The sequence below is a fragment of the Ralstonia flaminis genome (assembly GCF_958415495.1).
In the GTDB taxonomy this organism is placed as follows: domain Bacteria; phylum Pseudomonadota; class Gammaproteobacteria; order Burkholderiales; family Burkholderiaceae; genus Ralstonia; species Ralstonia flaminis.
In genome coordinates this window covers 1-23,567 of record NZ_CATZLL010000021.1, presented here as the reverse complement: position 1 = coordinate 23,567, position 23,567 = coordinate 1, and the positions used below count along the sequence as shown (strand labels likewise).

The 23,567-nt window shown below is 63.5% G+C and carries 22 protein-coding genes; 9 read left to right on the top strand and 13 right to left on the bottom strand.

From position 1 onward, the window contains the following. Positions 1–111: 111 nt before the first annotated feature. On the top strand, positions 112–1,164 hold the full coding sequence (locus tag R2N11_RS24535) for a surface-adhesin E family protein (protein ID WP_316682713.1): 1,053 nt from the start codon (positions 112–114) through the stop codon (positions 1,162–1,164). 272 nt (positions 1,165–1,436) lie between these two features. Further along, complete coding sequence (locus R2N11_RS24530; RefSeq protein ID WP_316682712.1) at positions 1,437–2,333, top strand: DUF2242 domain-containing protein; 897 nt, start codon at positions 1,437–1,439, stop codon at positions 2,331–2,333. Between the two features lie 150 nt (positions 2,334–2,483). On the opposite strand, the gene R2N11_RS24525 is transcribed toward R2N11_RS24530, so the two are convergent. The 6 genes from R2N11_RS24525 to R2N11_RS24500 form a co-directional block, all read right to left on the bottom strand. Next, positions 2,484–3,083, bottom strand: a complete 600-nt coding sequence (locus tag R2N11_RS24525) for a GNAT family N-acetyltransferase (protein ID WP_316682711.1) — start codon at positions 3,081–3,083, stop codon at positions 2,484–2,486. Between the two features lie 42 nt (positions 3,084–3,125). Continuing rightward, the gene (locus R2N11_RS24520) at positions 3,126–3,830 is read right to left on the bottom strand and encodes a hypothetical protein (RefSeq protein ID WP_316682710.1); all 705 of its coding nucleotides are present in this window, start codon (positions 3,828–3,830) and stop codon (positions 3,126–3,128) included. A gap of 101 nt (positions 3,831–3,931) precedes the next feature. Beyond that, positions 3,932–5,317, bottom strand: coding sequence for an ATP-binding protein (locus R2N11_RS24515; protein WP_316682709.1), 1,386 nt, complete (start codon positions 5,315–5,317; stop codon positions 3,932–3,934). Next, positions 5,314–5,976 carry a response regulator gene (locus tag R2N11_RS24510; RefSeq protein ID WP_199026889.1) on the bottom strand — a complete coding sequence of 221 codons (663 nt, stop codon included), beginning with the start codon at positions 5,974–5,976 and terminating at the stop codon, positions 5,314–5,316. Before R2N11_RS24510 ends, R2N11_RS24515 begins: the two co-directional genes overlap by 4 nt. Before the next feature lie 282 nt (positions 5,977–6,258). Beyond that, complete coding sequence (locus R2N11_RS24505; protein WP_316682708.1) at positions 6,259–7,791, bottom strand: FAD-dependent monooxygenase; 1,533 nt, start codon at positions 7,789–7,791, stop codon at positions 6,259–6,261. 264 nt (positions 7,792–8,055) lie between these two features. After that, positions 8,056–8,487, bottom strand: a complete 432-nt coding sequence (locus R2N11_RS24500) for a hypothetical protein (RefSeq protein ID WP_199026883.1) — start codon at positions 8,485–8,487, stop codon at positions 8,056–8,058. Between the two features lie 229 nt (positions 8,488–8,716). On the opposite strand from R2N11_RS24500, the gene R2N11_RS24495 reads away from it, so the two are divergent. Further along, positions 8,717–9,286, top strand: a complete 570-nt coding sequence (locus tag R2N11_RS24495) for a cysteine hydrolase family protein (RefSeq protein ID WP_316682707.1) — start codon at positions 8,717–8,719, stop codon at positions 9,284–9,286. A 26-nt stretch (positions 9,287–9,312) separates the two neighbouring features. Here R2N11_RS24495 and prpR read toward each other — a convergent pair whose 3' ends face one another. Beyond that, a complete protein-coding gene (gene prpR / locus R2N11_RS24490) occupies positions 9,313–11,265 on the bottom strand; it encodes a propionate catabolism operon regulatory protein PrpR (RefSeq protein WP_316682706.1) in 1,953 nt (650 codons plus the stop codon). A 194-nt stretch (positions 11,266–11,459) separates the two neighbouring features. Here prpR and prpB point away from each other — a divergent pair, with 194 nt between their 5' ends. The 4 genes from prpB (at position 11,460) to prpF (ending at position 17,615) form a co-directional block, all read left to right on the top strand. After that, the gene (gene prpB, locus R2N11_RS24485; RefSeq protein ID WP_199026874.1) at positions 11,460–12,356 is read left to right on the top strand and encodes a methylisocitrate lyase; all 897 of its coding nucleotides are present in this window, start codon (positions 11,460–11,462) and stop codon (positions 12,354–12,356) included. A gap of 37 nt (positions 12,357–12,393) precedes the next feature. After that, complete coding sequence (gene prpC / locus R2N11_RS24480; protein ID WP_199026871.1) at positions 12,394–13,563, top strand: bifunctional 2-methylcitrate synthase/citrate synthase; 1,170 nt, start codon at positions 12,394–12,396, stop codon at positions 13,561–13,563. Between the two features lie 273 nt (positions 13,564–13,836). Next, complete coding sequence (acnD, locus tag R2N11_RS24475; RefSeq protein WP_316682705.1) at positions 13,837–16,434, top strand: Fe/S-dependent 2-methylisocitrate dehydratase AcnD; 2,598 nt, start codon at positions 13,837–13,839, stop codon at positions 16,432–16,434. Continuing rightward, complete coding sequence (gene prpF / locus R2N11_RS24470; protein ID WP_316682704.1) at positions 16,431–17,615, top strand: 2-methylaconitate cis-trans isomerase PrpF; 1,185 nt, start codon at positions 16,431–16,433, stop codon at positions 17,613–17,615. Before acnD ends, prpF begins: the two co-directional genes overlap by 4 nt. 77 nt (positions 17,616–17,692) lie before the next feature. Here prpF and R2N11_RS24465 read toward each other — a convergent pair whose 3' ends face one another. Continuing rightward, positions 17,693–18,001 (bottom strand): putative quinol monooxygenase, encoded by a 309-nt coding sequence (locus tag R2N11_RS24465; RefSeq protein WP_316682703.1) that lies wholly within the window; start codon positions 17,999–18,001, stop codon positions 17,693–17,695. Positions 18,002–18,110: 109 nt separating this feature from the next. Between R2N11_RS24465 and R2N11_RS24460 the strand changes: the two genes are divergently transcribed. Beyond that, positions 18,111–19,070: a GlxA family transcriptional regulator gene (locus R2N11_RS24460; protein WP_316682702.1), complete on the top strand. Its 960-nt coding sequence runs from the start codon at positions 18,111–18,113 to the stop codon at positions 19,068–19,070. A 119-nt stretch (positions 19,071–19,189) separates the two neighbouring features. Here R2N11_RS24460 and R2N11_RS24455 read toward each other — a convergent pair whose 3' ends face one another. The 5 genes from R2N11_RS24455 to R2N11_RS24435 form a co-directional block, all read right to left on the bottom strand. Continuing rightward, complete coding sequence (locus tag R2N11_RS24455) at positions 19,190–19,699, bottom strand: GNAT family N-acetyltransferase (RefSeq protein ID WP_316682701.1); 510 nt, start codon at positions 19,697–19,699, stop codon at positions 19,190–19,192. 8 nt (positions 19,700–19,707) lie between these two features. Then, the gene (locus R2N11_RS24450) at positions 19,708–20,010 is read right to left on the bottom strand and encodes a DUF6916 family protein (RefSeq protein WP_199026852.1); all 303 of its coding nucleotides are present in this window, start codon (positions 20,008–20,010) and stop codon (positions 19,708–19,710) included. A gap of 88 nt (positions 20,011–20,098) precedes the next feature. Continuing rightward, the gene (locus tag R2N11_RS24445) at positions 20,099–20,614 is read right to left on the bottom strand and encodes a phage tail protein (protein ID WP_199026849.1); all 516 of its coding nucleotides are present in this window, start codon (positions 20,612–20,614) and stop codon (positions 20,099–20,101) included. 14 nt (positions 20,615–20,628) lie between these two features. Further along, a complete protein-coding gene (locus R2N11_RS24440) occupies positions 20,629–21,165 on the bottom strand; it encodes a phage tail protein (protein WP_199026846.1) in 537 nt (178 codons plus the stop codon). Positions 21,166–21,175: 10 nt separating this feature from the next. Further along, positions 21,176–21,724 carry a phage tail protein gene (locus R2N11_RS24435; RefSeq protein ID WP_316682700.1) on the bottom strand — a complete coding sequence of 183 codons (549 nt, stop codon included), beginning with the start codon at positions 21,722–21,724 and terminating at the stop codon, positions 21,176–21,178. Between the two features lie 486 nt (positions 21,725–22,210). On the opposite strand from R2N11_RS24435, the gene R2N11_RS24430 reads away from it, so the two are divergent. Then, positions 22,211–23,567: putative Ig domain-containing protein (locus tag R2N11_RS24430; RefSeq protein WP_316682699.1), on the top strand; the 1,357-nt coding region annotated here is incomplete at its 3' end.

Sequence of the window (23,567 nt, the reverse complement as noted above, 5' to 3'; positions counted from 1 at the left end):
ACGCTGGACGGGAAGCGCCTTCCGCGAGCCTATGGGACACCCGGCCGAGCATCCGGCCGCTACACCCCCACGGGGTTCGTGCCGACCCGAGGCATGCCTGCTGCGGAATCGATGCTGAACTGGGCGTGCCAACTGCCAGTTAAGCCAGAACGTCTCGTCAATCTTCGTCGAGCGGGTAACGGCATTCTCATTCAAATGGACGCCAGCAGCTTCTCTAAAACTGGCACAACGGCCTCGTTCTGGACACGGTACGACTATCCGAAAATCACCTTCGACCCACCGTACGACGCTCCCTACGATTCAAAGCGTGAATTCGTCCAAGTGAACTGCGCCAAGAAAACGTATCGCCTCACTGTTGGCTACGACTTCACTCCGGAAGGGGCCGTAACCGACGGAATCATCGAGCAGAACGATCCTGAAACACCTTTTGATTCCACCGACGACTACGCAATTGCCATCAATGAGGTGGCCTGCGGCAAACCGATCAATCCAGCAACCTTCGCGGGGATCGGGGGAGAAACGCTCCGGGTGAAAGCGCCCATACCTGGCGATCTTGATATGGGCGATGTCGCGAGTCCACCCGCCGTGCTGGCGACAGCGGCAAAGCTAACGGCGGTCATGCCTTCCTCGCAAGCCGTGTCGCTTGCAAGGATCACGGTTGCGACCACGCACGGTGGACAACCTGAAAAGAGCACTGTCTACGTGGTTGAACCCAAGAAAGATGGCACCACACGAGTACGCGAGATCTACACAACCTTCACCGTCGATCGCGAAATGATGGGCATCGTTCAGTTGAAATCGAAGATGCGCTCCGACCTCTCTAACAGCAGAGATGTCACCCTTACGCAGTCCCTGGAAGTGGATGCGCCAAAATGGGCGCCAGAGGCACGGCTGTCATACCACTCCGAAGTGCGCACAATCCCCACCGACGAGACTCCCAGCAAGCTCAGTCAAAATTGCACAATCGGCCAACCCATTGAGGCAAGTCGAATCCATTCGGCATTCAGCGGACTGGCGTGGCCAATGGACTGTCTGAACCAGAAAGGCGACAGGGGCGTCAGCTACTACATCGAAGAGCTTCGCTATGACCTTGTAATACACGCCGAGTCGAAGGACTACGGTACGTGGGATTACACCGTCAGCGACGTGTCGATACAGCGCTAATCAACTTGGGGCCGCTGACTGTCGCTGTACGGGAAGCTTGGGATCGTTCTCGCCCCGCCCTTTCCTCGGCAAATCTGCCACAGCGAACGTCCGCGCACATGGCTTGGCTGTGCCCCCGTCACCCGACAAACTTATAATGTCGCCCGGCCACCCGCCCACGCCGCCACCGCCTGCCGCGCACAAAACTTGCGCCGCACCCGCAGTGGCGCCGCCGGGCCGCTGCCTGATGACACGTCGGGCACATCACCCGGCCGAGCCCTTTGCCCAACGCCATGCCCTACCGCTTCCGTCCGTTGTCCGTTTTGTGCGCCGCTACCGGCATTGCTGCCGCTGTGGCTGGCTGCAGCTCTGCGCCCACGCCGCTCTATCAGCAAGAGCAGTTTGACGCGGCGGCCAGCCCGTACTCGCGCACGTTCCACGCCAAGGCGGATGCCACGTGTGAAGCCGCGCGCCGGGCGCTGCTGAGCCAGGGGTATGTGTCGACATCACCACGCGCAGACACCATCGACGGCAGCAAGAATTTCCAGCCGAGCAATGATTCGCATGTGGTGATCTCGTTCCACGTGGTGTGTGCGGATGCCAATGCAGACGGCACATCCAGCACGGCCTATGTGAACGCGGTGCAAGACCGCTACTCGCTCAAGAAGACGAGCACGTCGGCCAGCGTTGGGTTGAGCATCCTGGGCTCGGTGTCGCTGCCGATCGGCTCGGGTGACGATTCGATGGTGAAGGTAGCCAGCGAGACGATTCCGGCCGGCGTGTTTTACGAGCGCTACTTCAACCTGGTGGATCACTTCCTGAAGATCGACCCGGTGCGCCGTGACCGCGCGGCAGTGAAAGTGGCCGAGGCGGCTGCGAAGGAACACGTGGCCCCGCTGCCCGAACCCGCCCCCACGGCGCAAGGCGAGCCGATGAAGATGACGACACCCGTGGTGCCGACACCGCCGGCGCCGCCTGTGCCGGCGGCTGCGCCTGCTGCGGCAGCACCTGCAGCAACACCTGCACCGGCTCCCTCACCGGCATCTGCACCGGCAGTTACGCCGCCTGCGCCGGAAGCCAAGCCGCATGTTGAACCCGCGCCGGCGTCTGCACCTGAGGCAACAGTGCCAGCTGCTACCCCGGCACCTGCATCCGCGCCGGCGGCCAATTCAACGGGCGGGGCGAGCTGAGCTGGCTCGACAGACACCGCTCACAAGACGGCGGATGAAGGGCACGACGTCTTGGATGTCGGTCAAACCGGTCTTGCTGAAAAACGATAGCGCCGCCGCGCGCTGATGTTGCTGCCCTACCTGGGGTAGTGGCCGGCTACGCCACCGCGGCTATCGCGCAAGCCGCGCTTCCAGCATGGCCTTCACCTCCGGCCATTCGGTATCAATGATGCTGAAGCGCACCGAGTTGCGCTTTCGGCCATCGGGCATGATGCGCTCGTGGCGGACGATGCCCTCTTGCTTGGCGCCGATGCGCAGGATCGCAGCGCGGGATTTTTCGTTCAGCTCGTCGGTGGTGAACTGCACACGCACGCACTGCATGGCTTCAAACGCAAACTTCAGAAGCAGCAGCTTGGCCTCGGTGTTGATGCTCGAGCGTTGGGCCGACTGGCTCAGCCACGTATGCCCGATTTCGAGCTTCCGGTTGGCGCGGTCGATCTTCCAGAAGCGTGTGCTGCCGACGATCTGGTTGGTGTCACGCCGGACGATCACAAACGGCATGACAGTGCCAGCCTGGCGCCCTTGCAGCGCAGTCGCTATGTAGCCGCCCACCGTGTCTGGGCCTGGCACCACCGTCACCTTCAGATTCCAAAGCTCGCCATCGGCAGCAGCGGCAACGAGTGCCGCGGCGTGATCTGCCTGCAGAGGGCGCAGTTCAACATTGGCGCCAACCAGCGTGGGTTGCGGGTTGTCGGGCGTTGCGGTGGTCATGGTTCTTCAGGTGGCGTGTGCTTGCAGACACGACATGATCGCCTATCCGATACCGGCGTCGGAAAGCGCGGCGGTTTTGGGTGCGGCCAGTGCCGTCTGAAAGCTGTCGGCCAGGCGCAGGATGGCCTGTGCGGTCAGCCGCCCGAACAGCGGGTCATAGTCCTTCTCATACTTGTGCAGCAGCTGCGTGCAGTTGGCGTCTTCCCATAGCCAACCGAGCTTCTTGCGCGTCGTGTTCATCTGCGCGCGGGCGTCATCCGGCACGTCACCCAGGGCATCCTCCCACTCCCACAGGTAGCTGGGTGCGCCCGTTCGGGTAAATGGCACGCCGCGCAGATTCGCCACCTGTTCGTCATGCCTGGCGGTAAAGTCGACGATCTCCAGGCGGGGCCGGTTGGGCGCGTCGTCGTGCAGCGATTGAATCCAGCAGTGGTACTCCCGGAGCTCTGACAGTTTGCGTACCGTGCGCCGCGCCGCTCTGGACGGGTTCAGCACCACGTAGCGGCCGCTGCCGCAGTCGATCAGCTCGCCGCCGGCAACGGCAACATAGCTGTGCCCAGTGAGTAAGGTCAGCACCCGCGCGCCAACGATTGCGTAATCGCCGCATCGTCCGATGGGCCCGGCCTCAAGCCCCGAGCGCGACGCTGCGTCTTCAAGAATCGCGTTGATGGCCTCGTCGATCAGCGACCGCAAGACGGGCGGCACCGGCACAGGCAGTACGGGTGCGGAAGAGGATGTGGCTTGCATGGACTGATCGACGTAACTGAAAGAGAGGCAACACGGCGCGACGGCGTGACCAATGTGGACAGTGCCGCAACCGCGTGTGCAGATACCGAGAACGCGCTTGCTTAATCCTGACCGTGCCGACGCGCTGCGGTGTCTGCAAACGGAAGCTCGGCGGCCTTCCGGTCTACCGGTGAAAACGCAACGGTGACAACAAGACCATGCCCCGCTGGGTTGTCGCTCAACGTAACGGTGGCCTGGTGGCGCTCGGCAATGTTCTTGACGATGGCAAGGCCCAGACCGCTGCCGACCGTCGTGGCGTCGACCAATCGATAGAAGCGGTCAAACACGCGCAAGCGCTCCTGCCACGGAATGCCGGGGCCGGTATCCACAACGCGCCATGCCGGTGCTTCGTCCTGCCACAGCGCGGCCACTTCCACGCGGCCGCCCGGCGCGGTGTAGCGCACGGCGTTGTCGACAACATTGGCGAGCAGCGTGCGCAGGCCGTCTTCGTCTCCTTGAACGTTGGCGGGCACATCAGCCGTTGTGTCCAACGTCAGCGCAATGTCCTTGCTCTCTGCCTGCGGCACGAAATCGGCCACCACCTGATGCGCGAGCTTTGCCAGGTCGACAGGACGCATGTCGTCTTCCTGCAAGCCACGCTCGTGACGTGCCAGGGTCAGCAACTGGAGAACCAGATGGGTCGCCCGGTCAAGACGGGCATGCAGCTTGGCAAAGGCTTTGACGCGCTGCTCATCGGTTTGCACGCGCTCGGCCAACTGCAATTGCAGCTTCAACGTGGTCAACGGTGAACGCAGTTCGTGCGCGACTTCCGCCGTGAACTCCTGGCGCCAGGTCAGCTCGCGCTCCAGGCGCTTCATCAGGCTGTTCAGCGCATCGACCATTGGGCGCAGTTCGCGCGGCAGTGCGAACGTCTCCACCGGCTCCAGCGCATTGGGCCCGCGTTGTTCGATGGACTCAGCGGTGCGGCGCAACGGGCTCAGGCCGCGGTGGACGGCAAACCAGATGATGGCCGCCAGCATCGGGACCAGCACCAAAAATGGTGCCAGGGCCAGCCAGATCAACCGCAAGCCCAGCGCCTTGCGCAAACCGATCGGTTGCGCCACCTGAACGAACTGCCCCGAGCGGGCCTCGCCGTACACCCGCCACCGCTCGCCGCGAAACGGAACCGTCTTCAGTCCGTCGTCGGGGTAGCGCGGAAAGATGAGCGCCGGACGCGATGTGTAGATCAGCTTGCCGCTGGTGTCCCAGACCTGCACCACGATGCCGTCGTCCGGGGTGTCGCCTTCGTCGGTGCCTGGTTTGCCGGGCTCAGCCGCCAATGGCGGCAGATGGATCAACAGCGACCCTGCGATGTGCTTGAGCTGGTTGTTGAACAGCTGGCGGTTTTCTGCCCGCACAACGTTGTACAGCAAGACGCCTGCGATGAACGTGCAGAGCAGCATGCCGCCAATCAGCCAGGCCAGGAGGTACCCGCGGATCGTCTTCATGGCGTCTGCGTCAGCTTGTAGCCCACGCCCCGTACGTTCTTGATGAAGTCGCGCCCGAGCTTGCGGCGCAGCGCATGGATGTACACCTCAACGGTATTGCTCTCGATGTCGGCATCCCAGTCGTAGAGCTTCTCTTTCAGAAGCCCACGCGACACGACTTCGCCGCGCGCGTCCATCAGCACGAGCAGCAGCGCGAATTCGCGCTTGGACAGATTGAGCGGCTGATCGCAAAAGAGGGCTTCGTGCGTACCGGGGTTCAGGCTGAGGCCGCCATACACAATCGTGGCGGAGCGCCGGCCGGAACGCCGCCGGAGCAAGGCGCGTATGCGCGCCATGAGCTCAGCAAAATCGAATGGCTTGATGAGGTAGTCGTCCGCACCGGCATCCAGCGTCATCACGCGGTCGGCGGGCGTGTCCCGTGCGGAGATGATCAGCGCCGGAATGTCGCCGCCCTGATCGCGGTAGGCCTTTAGGACTTCGCGTCCGGAACGGCCCGGCAAGCCCAGGTCGAGCAGCAACAGGTCATACACCTGCTGGCGCAAGGCAAGCGCCGCTGCGTCGCCGTCACGCACCCAATCCACCGCATAGTTTTCTTGGCGCAGCCCCTCTTCGAGGTCCTCTCCGATCATCGGATCGTCCTCGACCACCAGCAATCGCATTGCGCCTCTCCCCAAAACCGAATGCAGTTGCGACGGCTCTGTCGCGCACTGCATTGCGGTGAGTTGGCCAGCCCACGTATGGATCTGGCCCATTTTTTGATTTGTTCGCCCTTGGAAGCCGTCACATCAGGCGTCCAGAGCCCACCCCGTAATAAAGCGTAACAGTTGGTTCGTTAAGGAAAACTTAAAAACTCGCCCGGTATGGGGCTTCCGTAAGGAAGCTGTTGACACCGGAAGCAACACTGGCAACGGCCGCCTCGGGCACCTCGCAGCCTGGCGTTGTCAGGCCGCGCCAAACCATTGCAATGCGGCTTGCTTCAACGCCGCCTGGTCGGCTGTGTCCACTCCCGCCCAGGCAACGATGCCGTCCGGGCGCACCAGCACGGCGGCAAGGCCGAGCTTGTTGTGGGCATCGCTCGCGACATAGGCGAAGCGGCCGTGCCAGCGGCCAGCCAGCGCTTGCAGTGGTGCGCGCGCGTCAAAGTCCAGCAGAAGCCCCTTGCCATTGCGCAGGCGCTCGCCGAGCCGGGTGCCGTCAGCGAGTACGAAGTCGGGCGCGCTGCGGCCAACCAACGGATGCTCACAACCGCTGCCGCCCATCTCATAGCGCAGCGACAGCCCCCAGACGCGCTCGGCAAAGTAGGTTGCACCATCGCGCGTCTCGATGAGATCGCGAATGATGGCTGCAAGCGCGCGCGTACTGTGGCTCGGCCGCATGAGCGCGACCTGCGCGCGCGACCAATCCAGGATCTGCGCGCCCACCGGATGCCGTTCCGCACCATAGCTGTCGAGCAGACCATCCGGCGCGTCGCCGCGAAGGGTTGCCGCAAGCTTCCATCCGAGATTCATGGCGTCGCCCAGCCCGAGGTTCAGCCCCTGGCCGCCCAACGGGGAGTGAATGTGCGCAGCATCCCCTGCGAGCAGCACACGCCCGTTGCGATACGTCGTTGCCTGGAAAGCGCGGTCTGTCCAGGTCGTTGCCTGCTTGAGCGCCGTCACGGTGACAGCGGTGCCGGATACATGGCGCAGCACGCGCTGCACATGCTCCAGCGTGATCGGCTGGGTGCGATGGAAGGCGCCGCCGTCAAAGTCCACCATGGCAATGGTGCCCGGCGGTTGATACGTGAACATGCCCGTGGGCGTGTACTGCCGCCCTGGGACGACCGCGTGCGGTTGCGCCAGTTCCACCTCAACGGAATAGCCGGTGAACTCGGGTTCGGTGCCAACGAATTCAAAACCGCCGGCCTTGCGCACTGTGCTGCGCCCACCATCGCACCCGACAAGCCAACGCCCACGGAAGGTCTGGTCACGGGCGCGAACGCTCACGCCTGCGTCCGATTGCTCGACGTCATCCACGCCTATGCCGCGACGGATCTCCGCACCCAGCACGTTGGCTCGCGCGGCCAGAACGGATTCGATATGCGCCATGTTGCTGGCCATGTGGGTGCCGGCCGGGCTTGGCAAGCGGTACAGCCATGTCGACGCGTCGATCCTGTCATGGAAAAACTGGATGCCTGCAAAGTGGCCGCCGGCGCCGCCAGCGCGCAAGGGTTGCTGCATCCAATGCGTGGGAGGCACCGCTGCGCGTTGCGGCGCGGCAACGTCATCCAGCAAGCCGCGGCGGTGGAAGGCGTCGAGCGTGGGAGAAGACAACCCGCGCATGCCAAACGGCAACTGCTTCAAGGGCGCATGGGGATCTTCGGCTTGCTCCAGCACCAGCACCGAAAGGTGGGCGAGGCGCAGCTCGCAGGCGAGGAACAGGCCAACCGGCCCTGCGCCGGCAATGACAACGTCGTAGATGGGTAGATCGTGCATGAGCGACACCGTGATGGTCGTTCGACCGGAGCAGTTCGATGTCTTGAGAACCACGCGGACGAACAGAAAACAACGCCTGAGTGGCGTCAGTGTTCGTCGTGGGACTCATGCACGAGGCATGGACAGAGCTTCCGCTGGATCTTGCTCAGGGAAGGACTTGGGCTGGACCACACCAAGTCTGCCTTTTTCGACTGGCGTGAATGTAACGTCGGAACCCGTAGCCTGCAATGCTGGGCGGATCGTTTTTTCTGACGATCCTCCCGATCACCCGCGCATGCGCAGCAGATCGGCGTACGAAACGAGTTTCCGTTTGCCAGCACTCAGCGTCTTGCGCTTTGACGCGGAACGGGCGGGCTTGCTGCGCTCGAACTTGGCTGCGGCGCGGGCGTCTTCCTTTGCGTGAATGCTTGCAGCCTTGGCTTCTGCCTTCAAGCGATCGGCTTCCAGCTTGGCAGCCACGCGTTCTTCTCGGGCAACATCCTGCGCGGCCGACAGGATTTCTGCCTTGAGTTGATCGCGCCGTTGCTTGGCAGCCGCACGGGCGGCCTGCAACTGCGCTTTCCTTTGCTTCAGCCACTCTTTCCGGCTCACCGGCGCGGGTCTGGCTTCTGGCGGCACGCTCAGGCGTAAAGCCCGGCTGACGGCGGCTTTGTCCGTTTGAAGCGTGCGCCGCGCGTCCTGTTTCGCATCACTCACGGTGCGTCACTCTCCTCGACAGCCCATTCATGTGACCCAGGCACCACCGTTGACAGGTAGGCATGGGCGAGACTTCTCAACCGTACCATAGGGCCCCGTGTCGCGCTCAGGCAGCGTATGGGCTGACTGATTCAACGCAAGACACCGCGTTTGGCTTCCTGAAGTCTGCGTCCGATGGCCGTGATAGAGTCCGCCATCGCTCTCCACCGCCAACCTGGGCACCGAGACCATGCAGACCTCGACACTCATTGCGTCGCAAACCGCGCTGTTGGTCATGCACTACCAGACCGACATCATGGGGTTGTTTCCATCGGTCGCGCCCATGCTGCTCTCCAACACGCGCACGCTGTGTGACGCGGCACGGGCCAAGGGCATCCACATCTATTTCGCCAAGTTCCACTTCAGCCCCGGCTATCCGGAAATCAGTCCGTTGAACAAGAACGGCCAGGGAGTCAAGCAGCTTGGCCTGTTCGTCCACGACCGGATCTCGCCGGAGCTTGGCCAGCAAGCCGATGAACCGCTCGTCATCGCGCATCGCGCAAGTGTGTTCTTTGGCACCGATCTGCAGGTGCGGCTTTCCGCGCAGGGCGTCAATACCTTGCTCATGGTGGGCGTGGCGTCGACGGGTGTGATGCTGTCGTCCATTGCGCACGCGAGCGACGCAGACTTCCGTCTGTTCACCGTCAAAGATTGCTGTTACGACCCGGATCAGGTCGTGCACGACCATCTCTTTGCAACGGCGTTCGAGTCGCGCACCACGGTGCTGTCGCTTGAGGATGCGTTGCGTTTGCTGGACTAGTGCAACGATCCTGATGGGGTACTCAGTTACCCCGCCTGCAACCGCCGCCACAACGTTGTCTTGCTGATGCCCAGCGCGGCGCACACGGCGTCGCGGTCTCCGCCATGCGCCGCCAGCGCGGCACGAATCTCTTCCGCTTCCACACCCCGGCTGCGCTCACGCAGTGTCAACGCGGGCTGCTTGCCGCGCGCGCCGTGGGCAAACACTTCCGGCGCAATCAGGCGCAACACGTCTTGCGTGATGGTGCCGGCATCGGGGGCATCAGCATGGGCCAGCTCCACCGCAATGCGCTCGACCACGCTCTGCAGCTCACGCACATTGCCCGCCCAAGGGTAGTGCCGCAGCGGCTCAGCCACGTCGGCCAGCACATGCGCGGCCACTTCGGTATCGGGAATGCGCAGCAGCAGGCGCGGCTCGCGGCGTGCGGCTTGCACCAGCAACTCGGCGGCCAGGGGCATCACGTCGTCAGGCCGCTCTCGCAGCGGGGGCAATGCGATGCTGAGAATGTTCAGGCGGTAGTAAAGATCGGCGCGGAAGGTACCGGCCTCCACCGCATCCGTCAGCGCGCGGTGCGTGGCCGCCACGACGCGGATGTCCACACGCGTGGGTTCGGTAGAGCCCAGCCGCACCACCTCGCGCTCTTGCAGCACACGCAACAGGCGGCTTTGCAGCGGTAGCGGCATCTCGCCAATCTCATCGAGGAACAGCGTGCCGCGATGCGCGGCTTCGATCAGGCCAGTCTTGCCGCCCTTGCGCGCACCGGTGAAGGCACCCTCTTCATAGCCAAACAGTTCGCTCTCCAGAAGTGCCTCAGGAAAGGCGCCGCAGTTGATGGCTACAAACGGAAAGTCGCGCCGCGCGCTGAGCTGATGCATGCCCTGCGCCACCATCTCTTTGCCGGTGCCGGATTCGCCCAGCACGAGCACGGTGGCATCCGACTTGGCGTAACGCTGCACGAGCGTGCGCACGCGCTCGATGGGCGCGGATTCACCCACCAGATCATCCAGCCGGTAGCGCGCGCTGAACTGCTGCGGGCGCTGACGTGAACGCAGCGTACGGTCCAGCCGCTCCACCGCGCGGGACTCCTGGAACGTGAACACGGTGCCTTCCGAGGCACCCGCGCCTGTACTTGCAAGCGGGCCGCGATGGATGACGTAGTTCACGCCCTGCACGGTACCCAGCGTGTCCCCCTCGGTATCGGGCAGCAGCCCCAACAGATTAGGTGCGATGTTGAGCAGCGGCTGGCCGACAGCCTGCTTGGCATCAATGCCCAGCGCCGTGGCAAGACGCTGGTTGATGGCCTCCACACGGCCTTGCGCGTCCAGCGCGACCACGCCGTCGCGCAAGTGCTGCAGCAGGTTGTCGAGCCGCTGGCGGCGCTGCGCTTCGCGCCGGGTGGCCTGCACGACTTCCAGCGCGGTGTCGAACGCCGCGCGCACGGAGTCACGCGAATACAGGAACACCGCGTTCATGCCCGCCTGCGCCGCCAGGTCCGTCACCAAGCCAGGGCCGACCACCGCGCCCACCCCCCGGTCACGCAGATCCAGCACGCAGCTTTCTGCCCCCTGGCGCGAGGTGTACGAGGCAAATACCACGTCCATGCCATAGGCAGCGACGAAGCGGCGCACTTCATCCGGCGTGTCGCCGTGGGTGACGAGTGCGACCGACGCTGCATCACGCCGCGCACGGGCCAACGCGTGCATCACGTCAAAGCCGGTGGGGTTGATGACGACCACGGGCAACGACAGACGCGGCTTTAGATAGGCGCCATTGGACCCACCCGCGACCACCACGTCAGGGCGGTCGGCACCGGCAGCGTCGATCTCGCGCACGATGTCTTCAAAGCCGCGCGTGATGACGCGCAGCTCGGCGCGGTCGTTGTACTCGGCAGCAATGTCGAGGAACAGGTCGCTCAGGCGGCTGATGCCGCAGGCCCAGATGCGCGGGCGGTCGGCAAGATCAGCGGGGATGGGGTTCATGGTGCAGTGCGAGGTGCAGAAACGGCGGTCCGGTCATTATGCGCTGCGCATTTCCACATTGAAATTGGAAATTTCATTTTTGAAATGATGTGCGCGTGGGCGGCAACGTCACTTCTATAAAAATCAACGGGTTACGCAGGACAAACGGGATGGCCCACTTCCTGCAGTAAGGGGCCATTCTTTTTGGAGCCCACATGAGCACAACCCAACGACACCCCATCAGCGCCGGCGCCAAATTCCGCCAGGCGGTGGCTGAGTCCCAGCCGCTGCAGGTGGTGGGTGCCATTACCGCCTACGCCGCCAAGATGGCCGAACAAACCGGCTTCAAGGCCGTGTACCTGTCGGGCGGTGGCGTCGCCGCCAACTCGCTCGGCATTCCGGACCTGGGCATCAGCACGATGGAAGACGTGCTGATCGACGCCCGCCGCATTACCGATGCCGTGCAGGTGCCGCTGATGGTCGACATCGACACCGGCTGGGGCGGTGCCTTCAACATCGCTCGCACCGTTCGCTCGTTCATCAAGGCAGGCGTGGCGGCCGTGCACATGGAAGACCAGGTCGGCCAGAAACGCTGCGGCCATCGCCCCGGCAAAGAGGTCGTGCCCACCGAAGAGATGGTCGACCGCGTGAAGGCCGCCGTGGATGCGCGCACCGACGACAACTTCGTCATCATGGCCCGCACGGATGCGGCTGCCTCCGAGGGTGTGGACGCTGCCATCGAGCGCGCCGTGGCGTACGTCGAAGCCGGCGCGGACATGATCTTCCCCGAGGCGATGAAGACGCTGGACGACTACCGCCGCTTCAAGGCCGCCGTCAAGGTGCCCATCCTGGCCAACCTGACCGAATTCGGCAGCACGCCGCTGTTCACCCTCGACGAGTTGCGCAGCGCCAACGTGGACATCGCGCTCTACTGCTGCGGCGCGTACCGCGCCATGAACGCCGCGGCACTCAACTTCTATCAAACCGTGCTGCGCGACGGCACGCAAAAGGCGGCGGTGGAGACCATGCAATCGCGCGCCGACCTGTACCAATATCTCGGCTATCACGCGTACGAAGACAAGCTCGACGCGCTGTTTGCCGCCCAAAAGTAACGCCCACAAGATTCAACGCATCCAAGGAGACCTCACCATGAGCGAAGCAGACAACAGCACCCCGAACGCTGGCGCCTTCAAGCCGAAGAAATCCGTGGCCCTGTCGGGCGTGACCGCCGGCAACACCGCGCTATGTACCGTCGGCCGCACCGGCAATGACCTGCACTACCGTGGCTACGACATCCTCGACCTGGCCGGCGCGTGCGAGTTTGAAGAAGTCGCGCACCTGCTGGTGCACGGCAAGCTGCCCAACAAGGCCGAACTGGCTGCGTACAAGGCCAAGCTGAAGGCCCTGCGCGGCCTGCCCGCCAACGTGAAGGCTGCTCTGGAATGGGTGCCCGCCTCCGCTCACCCGATGGACGTGATGCGCACCGGCGTGTCGGTGCTCGGCACCGTGCTGCCCGAGAAGGACGACCACAACACCCCCGGTGCACGCGACATCGCCGACCGCCTGATGGCGAGTCTCGGCTCGATGCTGCTGTACTGGTACCACTACAGCCACAACGGCAAGCGCATTGAAGTCGAAACCGATGATGACTCCATCGGCGGCCACTTCCTCCATCTGCTGCACGGCGTGGAGCCGTCCAAGTCGTGGGTCGACGCGATGCACGTGTCGCTCAACCTGTATGCGGAGCACGAATTCAACGCCTCCACCTTCACCGGCCGCGTGATTGCCGGCACGGGCTCGGACATCTACTCGGCCATCACCGGCGCCATCGGTGCGCTGCGTGGCCCGAAGCATGGTGGCGCCAATGAAGTCGCCTTCGAGATCCAGAAACGCTACGACACCCCGGACGAAGCCGAAGCCGACATCCGCCGCCGCGTGGAAGCCAAGGAAGTGGTGATCGGCTTCGGCCACCCGGTGTACACCGTGTCCGACCCGCGCAACAAGGTCATCAAGGAAGTCGCGCGCAAGCTGTCGAAGGAAGCGTCCAACACCAAGATGTTCGACATTGCCGAACGCCTGGAAACGGTCATGTGGGACATCAAGAAGATGTTCCCGAACCTGGACTGGTTCAGCGCCGTGTCGTATCACATGATGGGCGTGCCGACGGCCATGTTCACACCGCTGTTCGTGATCGCACGTACGTCGGGCTGGGCAGCGCACATCATCGAGCAACGCATCGACAACAAGATCATCCGCCCGAGCGCCAACTACACCGGCCCGGACGACCTGAAGTTCGTGCCGATCAGCAAGCGCCCGTAAACGCGCCTGCGAAAGGAGCGTCAACGCCAGCCCCCAAGACGGTTTGGCCGTTGACGTTCCTGCCCTAGATGGCGCCTTGAATTTTTGTAAGCGAGCGGAAACAAGACGGGGAACTGTCTGAGCGAAGCGAGTTTTCCCCGTCTCCGCTCGGTTATGAAAATTCAAGGAGGCTTTCGCCATCTCGGGCGCGCCTTTCTTTGCTTACTTTCTTTGGCAAGACAAAGAAAGTGAGTCAGCCCCGGCAGGGGATGAAACAAGGGATGCACCCACACCATGAATACAGAACACCGAAAGCCCCTCCCCGGCACAAAGCTCGACTACTTCGACGCTAGAGAAGCCGTAGAAGCCATTCAACCGGGCGCCTACGACAAGCTCCCCTACACCTCCCGCGTGCTGGCCGAGAATCTGGTTCGCCGCTGCGACCCGGCCACGCTCACCGATTCCCTCAAGCAACTGATCGAACGCAAGCGCGACCTGGACTTCCCGTGGTTCCCCGCTCGCGTGGTCTGCCACGACATCCTGGGCCAGACTGCACTGGTGGACCTCGCCGGCCTGCGCGACGCCATTGCCGACCAGGGCGGCGACCCCGCCAAGGTCAACCCGGTCGTGCCGGTGCAGCTGATCGTCGACCACTCGCTGGCCGTGGAATGCGGCGGTTTCGACCCCGACGCCTTCGCCAAGAACCGCGCCATTGAAGACCGCCGCAACGAAGACCGCTTTCACTTCATCGACTGGACCAAGCTCGCGTTCAAGAATGTCGACGTGATCCCGGCGGGCAACGGCATCATGCACCAGATCAATCTGGAGAAAATGTCACCCGTCATCCAGGCACACGACGGCGTGGCCTACCCTGACACCTGCGTGGGCACCGACAGCCACACGCCGCACGTGGATGCGCTGGGCGTGATCGCCATCGGCGTGGGCGGCCTGGAAGCCGAGAACGTGATGCTCGGCCGTGCGTCGTGGATGCGCCTGCCGGACATCGTCGGCGTGGAGCTGACGGGCCAACGCCAGCCCGGCATCACCGCCACCGACATCGTGCTGGCCCTCACTGAGTTCCTGCGCAAGCAGAAGGTGGTGGGCGCGTATCTGGAGTTCTACGGGGAAGGCGCTTCCCGCCTGACACTGGGCGACCGCGCCACCATCTCCAACATGGCCCCTGAGTATGGCGCCACGGCCGCGATGTTCTCGATCGACGAGAACACGCTCGACTACCTGCGCCTGACCGGCCGCACCGACGAGCAAATCAAACTGGTCGAGACCTACGCCAAGACGGCAGGCCTGTGGTCCGACACGCTCAAGCATGCTGAATACGAACGCGTGCTGCGCTTTGACCTGTCGAGCGTGGTGCGCAACATGGCCGGCCCGTCCAACCCGCACGCACGTGTGGCCACGACCGACCTGGCCGCCAAGGGCATCGCCGGCAAGTGGGAAGAAACCCCAGGCCAGATGCCGGATGGCGCGGTCATCATCGCCGCCATCACGAGCTGCACCAACACCAGCAACCCGCGCAACGTGATTGCCGCCGCGCTGCTGGCGCGCAATGCCAACCGCCTGGGCCTAACGCGCAAGCCGTGGGTGAAAAGCTCGCTCGCGCCCGGCTCCAAGGCGGTTGAGCTGTACCTGGACGAGGCTGGGCTGAAGGCCGAGCTGGAGAAACTCGGCTTCGGCATCGTCGCGTTTGCCTGCACCACGTGCAACGGCATGAGCGGCGCGCTGGACCCGAAGATCCAGCAAGAGATCATCGACCGCGACCTGTACGCCACCGCCGTGCTCTCGGGCAACCGCAACTTTGACGGCCGTATCCACCCGTATGCCAAGCAGGCGTTTCTCGCCTCGCCGCCGCTGGTGGTGGCCTATGCGATTGCCGGCACGGTGCGCTTTGACATTGAGCGCGACAGCTTCGGCACGGATGCCAACGGCAAGCCCATCCTGCTGAAAGACCTGTGGCCGAGCGATGAAGAGATCGACGCCATCGTGCGTGCCTCGGTCAAGCCGGAGCAGTTCCGCCAGGTGTACATCCCGATGTTCGAACAGCGCAGCGAAAACACCACCAAGGTGAGCCCGCTGTACGACTGGCGCGCACAGAGCACCTACATCCGCCGTCCTCCCTATTGGGAAGGCGCGCTGGCGGGCGAGCGCACGCTCAAGAGCCTGCGCCCATTGGCTGTTCTGGGCGACAACATCACGACCGACCACCTGTCGCCGTCCAACGCCATTCTGGCGAGCAGCGCCGCCGGCGAATACCTCGCCAAGATGGGGCTGCCGGAAGAAGACTTCAACTCGTACGCCACGCACCGCGGCGACCACCTGACCGCGCAGCGCGCCACGTTTGCCAACCCCACGCTCATCAACGAGATGGCTGTGGTGGACGGCGCGGTGAAGAAGGGGTCGCTGGCGCGCATCGAGCCCGAAGGCAAGGTCACGCGCATGTGGGAAGCGATCGAGACCTACATGGACCGCAAGCAGCCGCTGATTGTGATTGCCGGCGCCGACTACGGCCAGGGCAGTTCGCGCGACTGGGCCGCCAAAGGCGTGCGACTGGCCGGCGTGGAGGCCATTGTGGCCGAGGGCTTCGAGCGCATTCACCGCACCAACCTGATCGGCATGGGCGTGCTGCCGTTGGAGTTCAAGCCGGGTACCACGCGCCTGACGCTGAGCATCGACGGCACCGAAACCTTTGACGTGATCGGGGCGCGCCAGCCGCGTGCGGATCTCACGCTCGTGATCCACCGCAAGAACGGCGAACGCGTGGAAGTGCCCGTCACGTGCCGCCTGGACAGCGATGAGGAAGTCTCGATCTACGAAGCCGGCGGTGTGCTGCAGCGCTTTGCGCAGGACTTCCTGGAATCGAACAAGGAGGCAGCATGAGCCATCCAGCCCAAGTGAAGATTCCCGCCACGTATATGCGTGGCGGCACCAGCAAGGGCGTGTTCTTCCGTCTGCAAGACCTGCCGCTGGCCGCGCAGGAGCCCGGCCCGGCGCGCGATGCCCTGCTGATGCGCGTGATCGGCAGCCCCGATCCGTACGGCAAGCAGATCGACGGCATGGGCGGCGCCACGTCGAGCACCAGCAAGACGGTGATCCTCGCCAAAAGCACGCGGCCGGACCATGACGTGGATTACCTGTTCGGTCAGGTCTCCATCGACAAGCCGTTTGTGGACTGGTCGGGCAACTGCGGCAACCTGTCCGCCGCTGTCGGCCCGTTCGCCATCAGCAACGGCCTGGTCGACGCGAGCCGTGTGCCGCAGAACGGCACCGCCATCGTGCGCATCTGGCAGGCCAACATCGGCAAGACCATCATTGCGCACGTGCCCATCACCAACGGCGCGGTGCAGGAGACGGGCGACTTTGAACTGGATGGCGTGACCTTCCCGGCCGCGGAAGTGCAGCTCGAATTCCTCGACCCCGCAGCAGATGAAGACGCCGACGGCGGCGGCGCGATGTTCCCCACCGGCAACCTCGTCGACGACCTGGACGTGCCCGGCGTGGGCACGCTCAAGGCGACGATGATCAACGCCGGTATCCCGACCATCTTCGTGAACGCCGAGTCCATCGGCTACACCGGCACCGAGCTGCAGGACGCCATCAACAGCGACGCAAAGGCGCTGGCGATGTTCGAGACCATCCGCGCGCACGGCGCAATGCGCATGGGCCTCATCAAGCGCATCGACGAGGCGGCCACGCGCCAGCACACGCCCAAGGTGGCGTTTGTGGCGCCGCCGAAGGACTACGTGGCGTCGAGCGGCAAGAAGGTCGGTACGGGCGATGTGGACCTGCTGGTGCGTGCCATGTCGATGGGCAAGCTGCACCACGCCATGATGGGTACGGCTGCAGTGGCCATCGGCACGGCTGCGGCCATTCCGGGCACGCTGGTCAACCTGGCAGCCGGTGGCGGCGAACGTGGTGCGGTGCGCTTCGGGCATCCGTCCGGCACGCTGCGCGTAGGCGCCGAGGCCAAGCTGGTCGACGGCGAATGGACCGTCACCAAGGCCATCATGAGCCGCAGCGCGCGCGTGTTGATGGAAGGCTGGGTGCGCGTGCCGGGCTAAGGGTACGTACGCTTCGCGAACCCAAACCGCCGCATCCGGGCACAAACCGGCAGCGGCGGTTTTGTCGTTTCTGGCGTTCAGTTTGCGCCGGTGTTCTTCATGCCCAGCACTTCAATCGGTGCAATCTCGGGCGGCGAGGCCAGCAGCTCGGCTGCGTTGGCCATGAGCGCCTTGGCAATCGGGCCGTCCAGGTGGGCCTGGCGGTTCTGCTCGCTGGTAAAGGCATCGAAAATACCGAACACGTTGGGCGCAATGCGCAACGCAAACCAGATCGGGGTGGTGGCTTCCTGATTGGCCATCTCCAGGCCGGCCTGCAGAAAGTCAGCCAAAGCCTGCTCCTTGCCCGGCTTGGCAGTCAGCCGGGCGAACAACGCGTACTTGATCATCTTGGGTCTCCAGATGCCGCGCAGGGGGTCTGCACGGACAGACCGACTTTACAAAGCCGTCGTGACGGAAAATACTGTCCCGATTGACAACTTTGATATCGATACTGCCATGCGGATCGCGGTGCTCGCGCTGGAAGGTGTGTTCGATACGGGGCTGGCCACGGTGCTCGATGCCTTTGCCACGGCCAATGAACTGGCGCGGGTGGCCGGCATTGATGTGCCTGCGTTTGAGGTTGCGGTGGTCGGCATGCGGCCGCAGGTGCATAGCGGACTGGGCCTGCAGGTGCCCGTGTGCAGCGTGGGCGATGCGGCCACCCCAAACTGGGTGATCGTGCCGGCCATCAGCGCCAAGATGCCCGAAGTGCTGGTGCCTGCGCTGGGCCGTGAAGATGTGACGAACGCGCTGCCCGTTTTGCGCGCGTGGTCGGCGGGCGGTGCGCGCATGGCGGCTGCATGCATTGGCACATTCGTGCTGGCAGAAAGCGGCCTGCTGGACGGCCATGACGCCACCACCACATGGTGGCTCACGCCGCTGTTCCGCCAGCGCTATCCGCAGGTGCGGCTCGACGCGCATCGCATCATCGTGCCCAGCGGCACGATGCTGACGGCCGGCGCCGCACTCAGTCATATCGACATGGCGTTGTGGGTGATCCGCCAGAGCAGCCCGGAGCTGGCCGCGCTGGTCGCGCGCTACCTCGTGTTCGACACGCGGCCATCGCAATCAGCCTATGTGATTGCCGACCACCTCACGCATGCTGATCCGCTGGTCGAGCGCTTTGACCGCTGGGTGCGCGAGCGGCTCGACACCGCCATCACGCTCGACGCGGCGGCGGATGCGCTGGCCACCAGCAAGCGCACGCTATCGCGGCGGCTGAACGAGGTGCTCGGCAAGACGCCCATCGCCTACATCCAGGATTTGCGCGTCGAGCGCGCGGTGCATCTGCTCAAGACCAGCAAGCACAGCGTCGACCAGATTGCCGAGCAGGTCGGCTATGCCGATGGCGTGACGTTGCGCACGCTGTTGCGCAAGCGCTTGGGCAAAGGCATTCGCGAGCTGCGTGCGGCGTAAGGGTCTCAGCACGGCCGGTGCCTCTGCGCCCTGCAATCTGCGTGTGGGCTCGGTCCTGTGCAGATGCACTGCATCTGATAGCGGAACATCCGGAACAACAGTTCATTTACAAGGGAATTCTATACAGGCGTTGCTGGAGCGGTTGCCCCGCCCCACTCCAGAAACAGGTACACGCCCTTGTCCTCCACCGGCCGAAACCCCATCCGCTGATACAGCCGCAACGCAGGGTTGAAGCGCTCCACGTGCAACTGCACCCGTTTGCCCACGGCAAGTGCCTGCGCAAACACGGCAGAAAGCACCGCGCTACCGATCCCCAAACCGCAGCGTTGGGGCACCAGTGAAATATCGATGATCAGCAACGCCTCTTCCCGCTGCTGCAGGTAGAGGCGCCCCACAAGTGCGCCGTCCTGCTCGATCACGAAGAACTCCGCATCGGGGTAAGCAAAGTACGCGCGTTGCTGCGCATCGAACTGCATCTGCACGAAGTGCGCTTTTTGCGCATCCGTCCAGCCGGTCGCCTGCAGTTCCGCTTCGCGCGTGGTGCCGTACAGGTGCAGCAGGAAGGGTTGGTCTGCGTTGGTCAGCGGGCGCAGCGTGGTGCCGGGCCGTTCGATAGGGAAGACGGGCATGCGGTGGCTCAGCCGAGGTTGAAGCAAGCCTGGTAGCGGAAGCCTTCCGCGTTGCGCTCGATAGGCACCAGGAAGATGGCCTGTTCGGGCAGCGAGTCGTGCTGCAGGAAGTACGTGCCCTGCTGCAGCGTGAACGAGCTATCGCCCGCGAAGAACAGGGAGAACGCTTGCTGGCCGGGGCGCGCCGCGGGTGCGGCGGTCACTTCGTCCAGGCGCAGCGTGAATTGGGGGTTGGGCGTTTGACCCGGCTCCTGGAGCACGGAGAACGCGGTGCCGACATGCGGCTGGAACAGCTCGGCGGAAATCGTCATGGAGGCTGCGAAGAAACAGAGGCGGAAATCGGGAACCTAAAAACGGACCGGCACGGTGTGCGCTGCCGGTCCGCAATTGCAGCGCGGCTTACGGGCGCGGCGGATACACGCCGGACAGGCAGATGCAGTAGTTGGCCACTAGGTACGGCTGCATGTTGTCGTGCGGCAGACTGCCACCGGCGGAACCGACGGCTTGCGGTGCCAGCATTGTGAGCGTTGGCAGCGGGTTGTTCACGATGTACGCCTGATTGTTGGCGACCAGGAAACGGGCGGCCAAATGGCCCGCCGCCGTGGTTGAGGCTGGGCGGCCGCCATCGGCATACGCTGTGTGCGTATGCATGGGCATTTCAGCGGTCGTCAGTGTCACCGTGGGGAAGCCCTGTGGGGCGTTTAACGCTCCGCCAACCGGCCCCATCGCGGCACGACCACGCAGATCGGGCAAGGCGAACGTAGTTCTGCCGTCACCACCATAGGTGGCACCCAGGATCGAGAACAGGTTGGGGTTCTGCGAAATCGGGAGGATCGTGCCATCGCAGGCGGCCCAATTCGCGGGTGGGAAGTTGAAGCCGAAGACGCGAATTTCGCCAGTAAATGCATCAGACATGGAGTGCCCCTTGCTTAGCTCTGCGACGGGTAGATACCCACCGTGGCGATGATGTAGTTGATGGACGCTGTCGGCATGTGGTTCGCGTGCGGCTGGCTGTTGCCTGCGGTGCCGATCGTTTGCGGGGCCATTGCGGCCTTGCCTGGCGGATTGGGCGTGCCGTCGTCGTAGAAGGCCTTCGTGTCGGGTGTCGTCGCAAGAAGCACGCCGGGACCCGGCGTGACGGTCGAAGCCGCCGCGCTGGTGGCGCTGATGGTGTGGGTGTGGGCAGGAATCTGGTTGATCGTCAACGTTACGCTGTCGACGCCGATCGACTGGCCGATCACACGGTTGGTCAGATTGGGGCCCTGACCCTGGCCAATCGGTAGCCTACCCTGCATGTTGGGCAGGCCGAAGGTGGTCTGGCCGTTGCCGCCGTAGGTCGTGCCCAGCAGCATGAACAGTGTTTCGTTGTCAGCAATGCTGATGATCTGCCCCTGACACAGCAGCCAGCCTGCCGGCGCGAAGTTGCCGGCGAACAGACGGATTTCGCCAATGTATGGTGTTGCCATGAATGGACTCCTAGCTGCGCGACGGGTAGATGCCGGTCAGCGCGATGATGTAGTTCAGCACCAGCGAGGGCTGCATGTTTTCGTGCGACTGCGAGCCGCCGATGGAGCCGCAGGCTTCGCCCGACATTGCGGTCAGGGTGCCGGGGGTGCCGTACAGCACCGTGCCGGGGCCTTTGATATTCGGGTCGGTCGCGCTGTAGAGGTTGCTGGCGGCGAGCAAGTGATCCTGCGTCGAGCTGACATTGACCGACGTGGCTGATGTAGCCGATACGACGAACTGGTGGTTGTGCACCGGCAGTTGCTGCCCATTCAGCGTGACCGTTTCCGAGCCGGCTTCCTCGCCCTGCACGTAGCTCTGAAGGTCGCGGTGCAGCGGGGTACGGCCGCGCAGGTCCGGTAGTGCGAAGGTGCGGATGCCATCACCGCCGTACATGGTGCCGAGCAGCGAGAACAGTGCAGTGTTCTGCTGTACCGGCAATAGCGCGCCGCTACAGAGCGCCCATCCTCTTGGTGGAAAAGAAAATGCGCAGAGGCGAATCTCGCCAAGAAATTGATCCACAACCCCCTCCCTCGTGATGTGGCACTGCCACGATTTTGAATTTTTGATGGCCGGTATTTTTATCATTGTCCGGCTCGACACTGCAATTTGATTTACGACACGGGTATGTTGTACTAACAAGACATGCCGCAAAGTATTTTCAAACGATACGATGAAGCTCCCATGTCAAGGCAGATGAGTCCGCCCAAACCATTGTCGGATAACGATTAAGCCGAAAGTTGGTATTGACGGCACGGGAGATTTTTCCTAGCATCGCGTCGGCATCGGTGTGGCTGTCAAATTAAAGAAAAGGCCTCGCTGATCCGCGGGGAATTTCTAAGGGTTAATGCCTAATCATTTGCATAGTTATGCATTATGCAATTGGTTGTAGATATTTGAATTCGCACGCCATTCCCCCATTACGAAGGGTGCCTGATGGCAGTCAGGCCTGATTACCCAGAACGCTAAAGAGAAAAGCCTGCAATACAGCGGGCGGGACGAGGGAGAATGCGCGTGCTGACACAAAGCAGCCCGTATGGCCGGCATGGGGTCGCCGGATGGTCGATGGCCCAGCGTCTGGGGGCAGACGGGAGCGCATGGCTGAGTGCCAGTGAATCCAGTCGGCAGCATGGCCACTCGCACCGTCTTGCTTGGTGGCGCTGGCTGCGTGCACTGATGCTGGCGATGGTGCTGTGGACGGTCGCATCTGCCGCATGGGCTGATTGCACCATCAACTGGACTGTGCAGGCGTCGGAACAGTCGGGTAACACCTACACGCGGGAACTGACTCCTGCCGAATACGCTAGCTGTGACTCGGGGAAGGCCGGTATCTACTCAGACTCGGGTGGTAACACGGGTCAGGTTAACGCAGCAGACGGCTCGTCGATGTCGGTCAACTTGAACAACTATCCGAAGGACATTCTGGTGTTCATCCAGGCAGCCGGCAAGACCGGGCCATGGACGTTCCCGTTCTATGGGTGCCCTGCCGCGCAACCTGGGTGTATCGGCCCCTATACGAGCAACGTGACAATCAACGTCTCGCTGCCTCAGCAATCTCCCACTGTGACCGGCATTTCGCCCACCACCGGCCCAACCGCAGGCAGCACCTCCGTCACCATCACCGGCACCAACTTCACGGGCGTCACGTCCGTCAAGTTCGGCGCAACCAACGCCACCGGCTTCACCGTCAACAGCGCTACATCGATCACGGCGACGTCGCCCGCTGGCTCGGCCGGCGTTGTCGACGTGACCGTGACCGCCACTGGTGGCACCAGCGCTACCAGCGCGGCCGACCAGTTCACCTACGTTGCCCCGCCAATTACTGGTGCAACCAGCGCCACCGTGGCGCACGGCAGTACCAACAACGCGATTCCGCTGAGCATTACCGGCGGCGCGCCGACCAGCGTGACTGTCTCTACACCAGCAACCCACGGCACGGCCACCGCATCGGGCTTGAGCCTCACCTACACGCCCAACCCATCGTTTTCGGGCACCGATACGTTTGCCTATACGGCCACCAACGCGGGCGGCACGTCGTCGCCGGCCACGATCACTGTCACCGTATCGAATGCGACGGTTACCTATGCACCGTCGTCGCCCGCCGCCGGCACGGTGGGCACGGCCTATAGCCAGTCGCTGGCCAGCGCCAACGGTGGCACCGCGCCCTATACCTACACGCTGGCGTCCGGTAGCTTGCCGTCGGGTCTGTCGCTCGCCAGTAATGGCACCTTATCTGGCACCCCCACCACTGGTGGCAGCTTTAACTTCACCGTGACCGCCACCGACAGCAGCACCGGCACCGGTCCGTTCTCGGCCACCAGCGGCCCACTCACGCTGACCATCAATGCGCCCACGATCAGCGTGT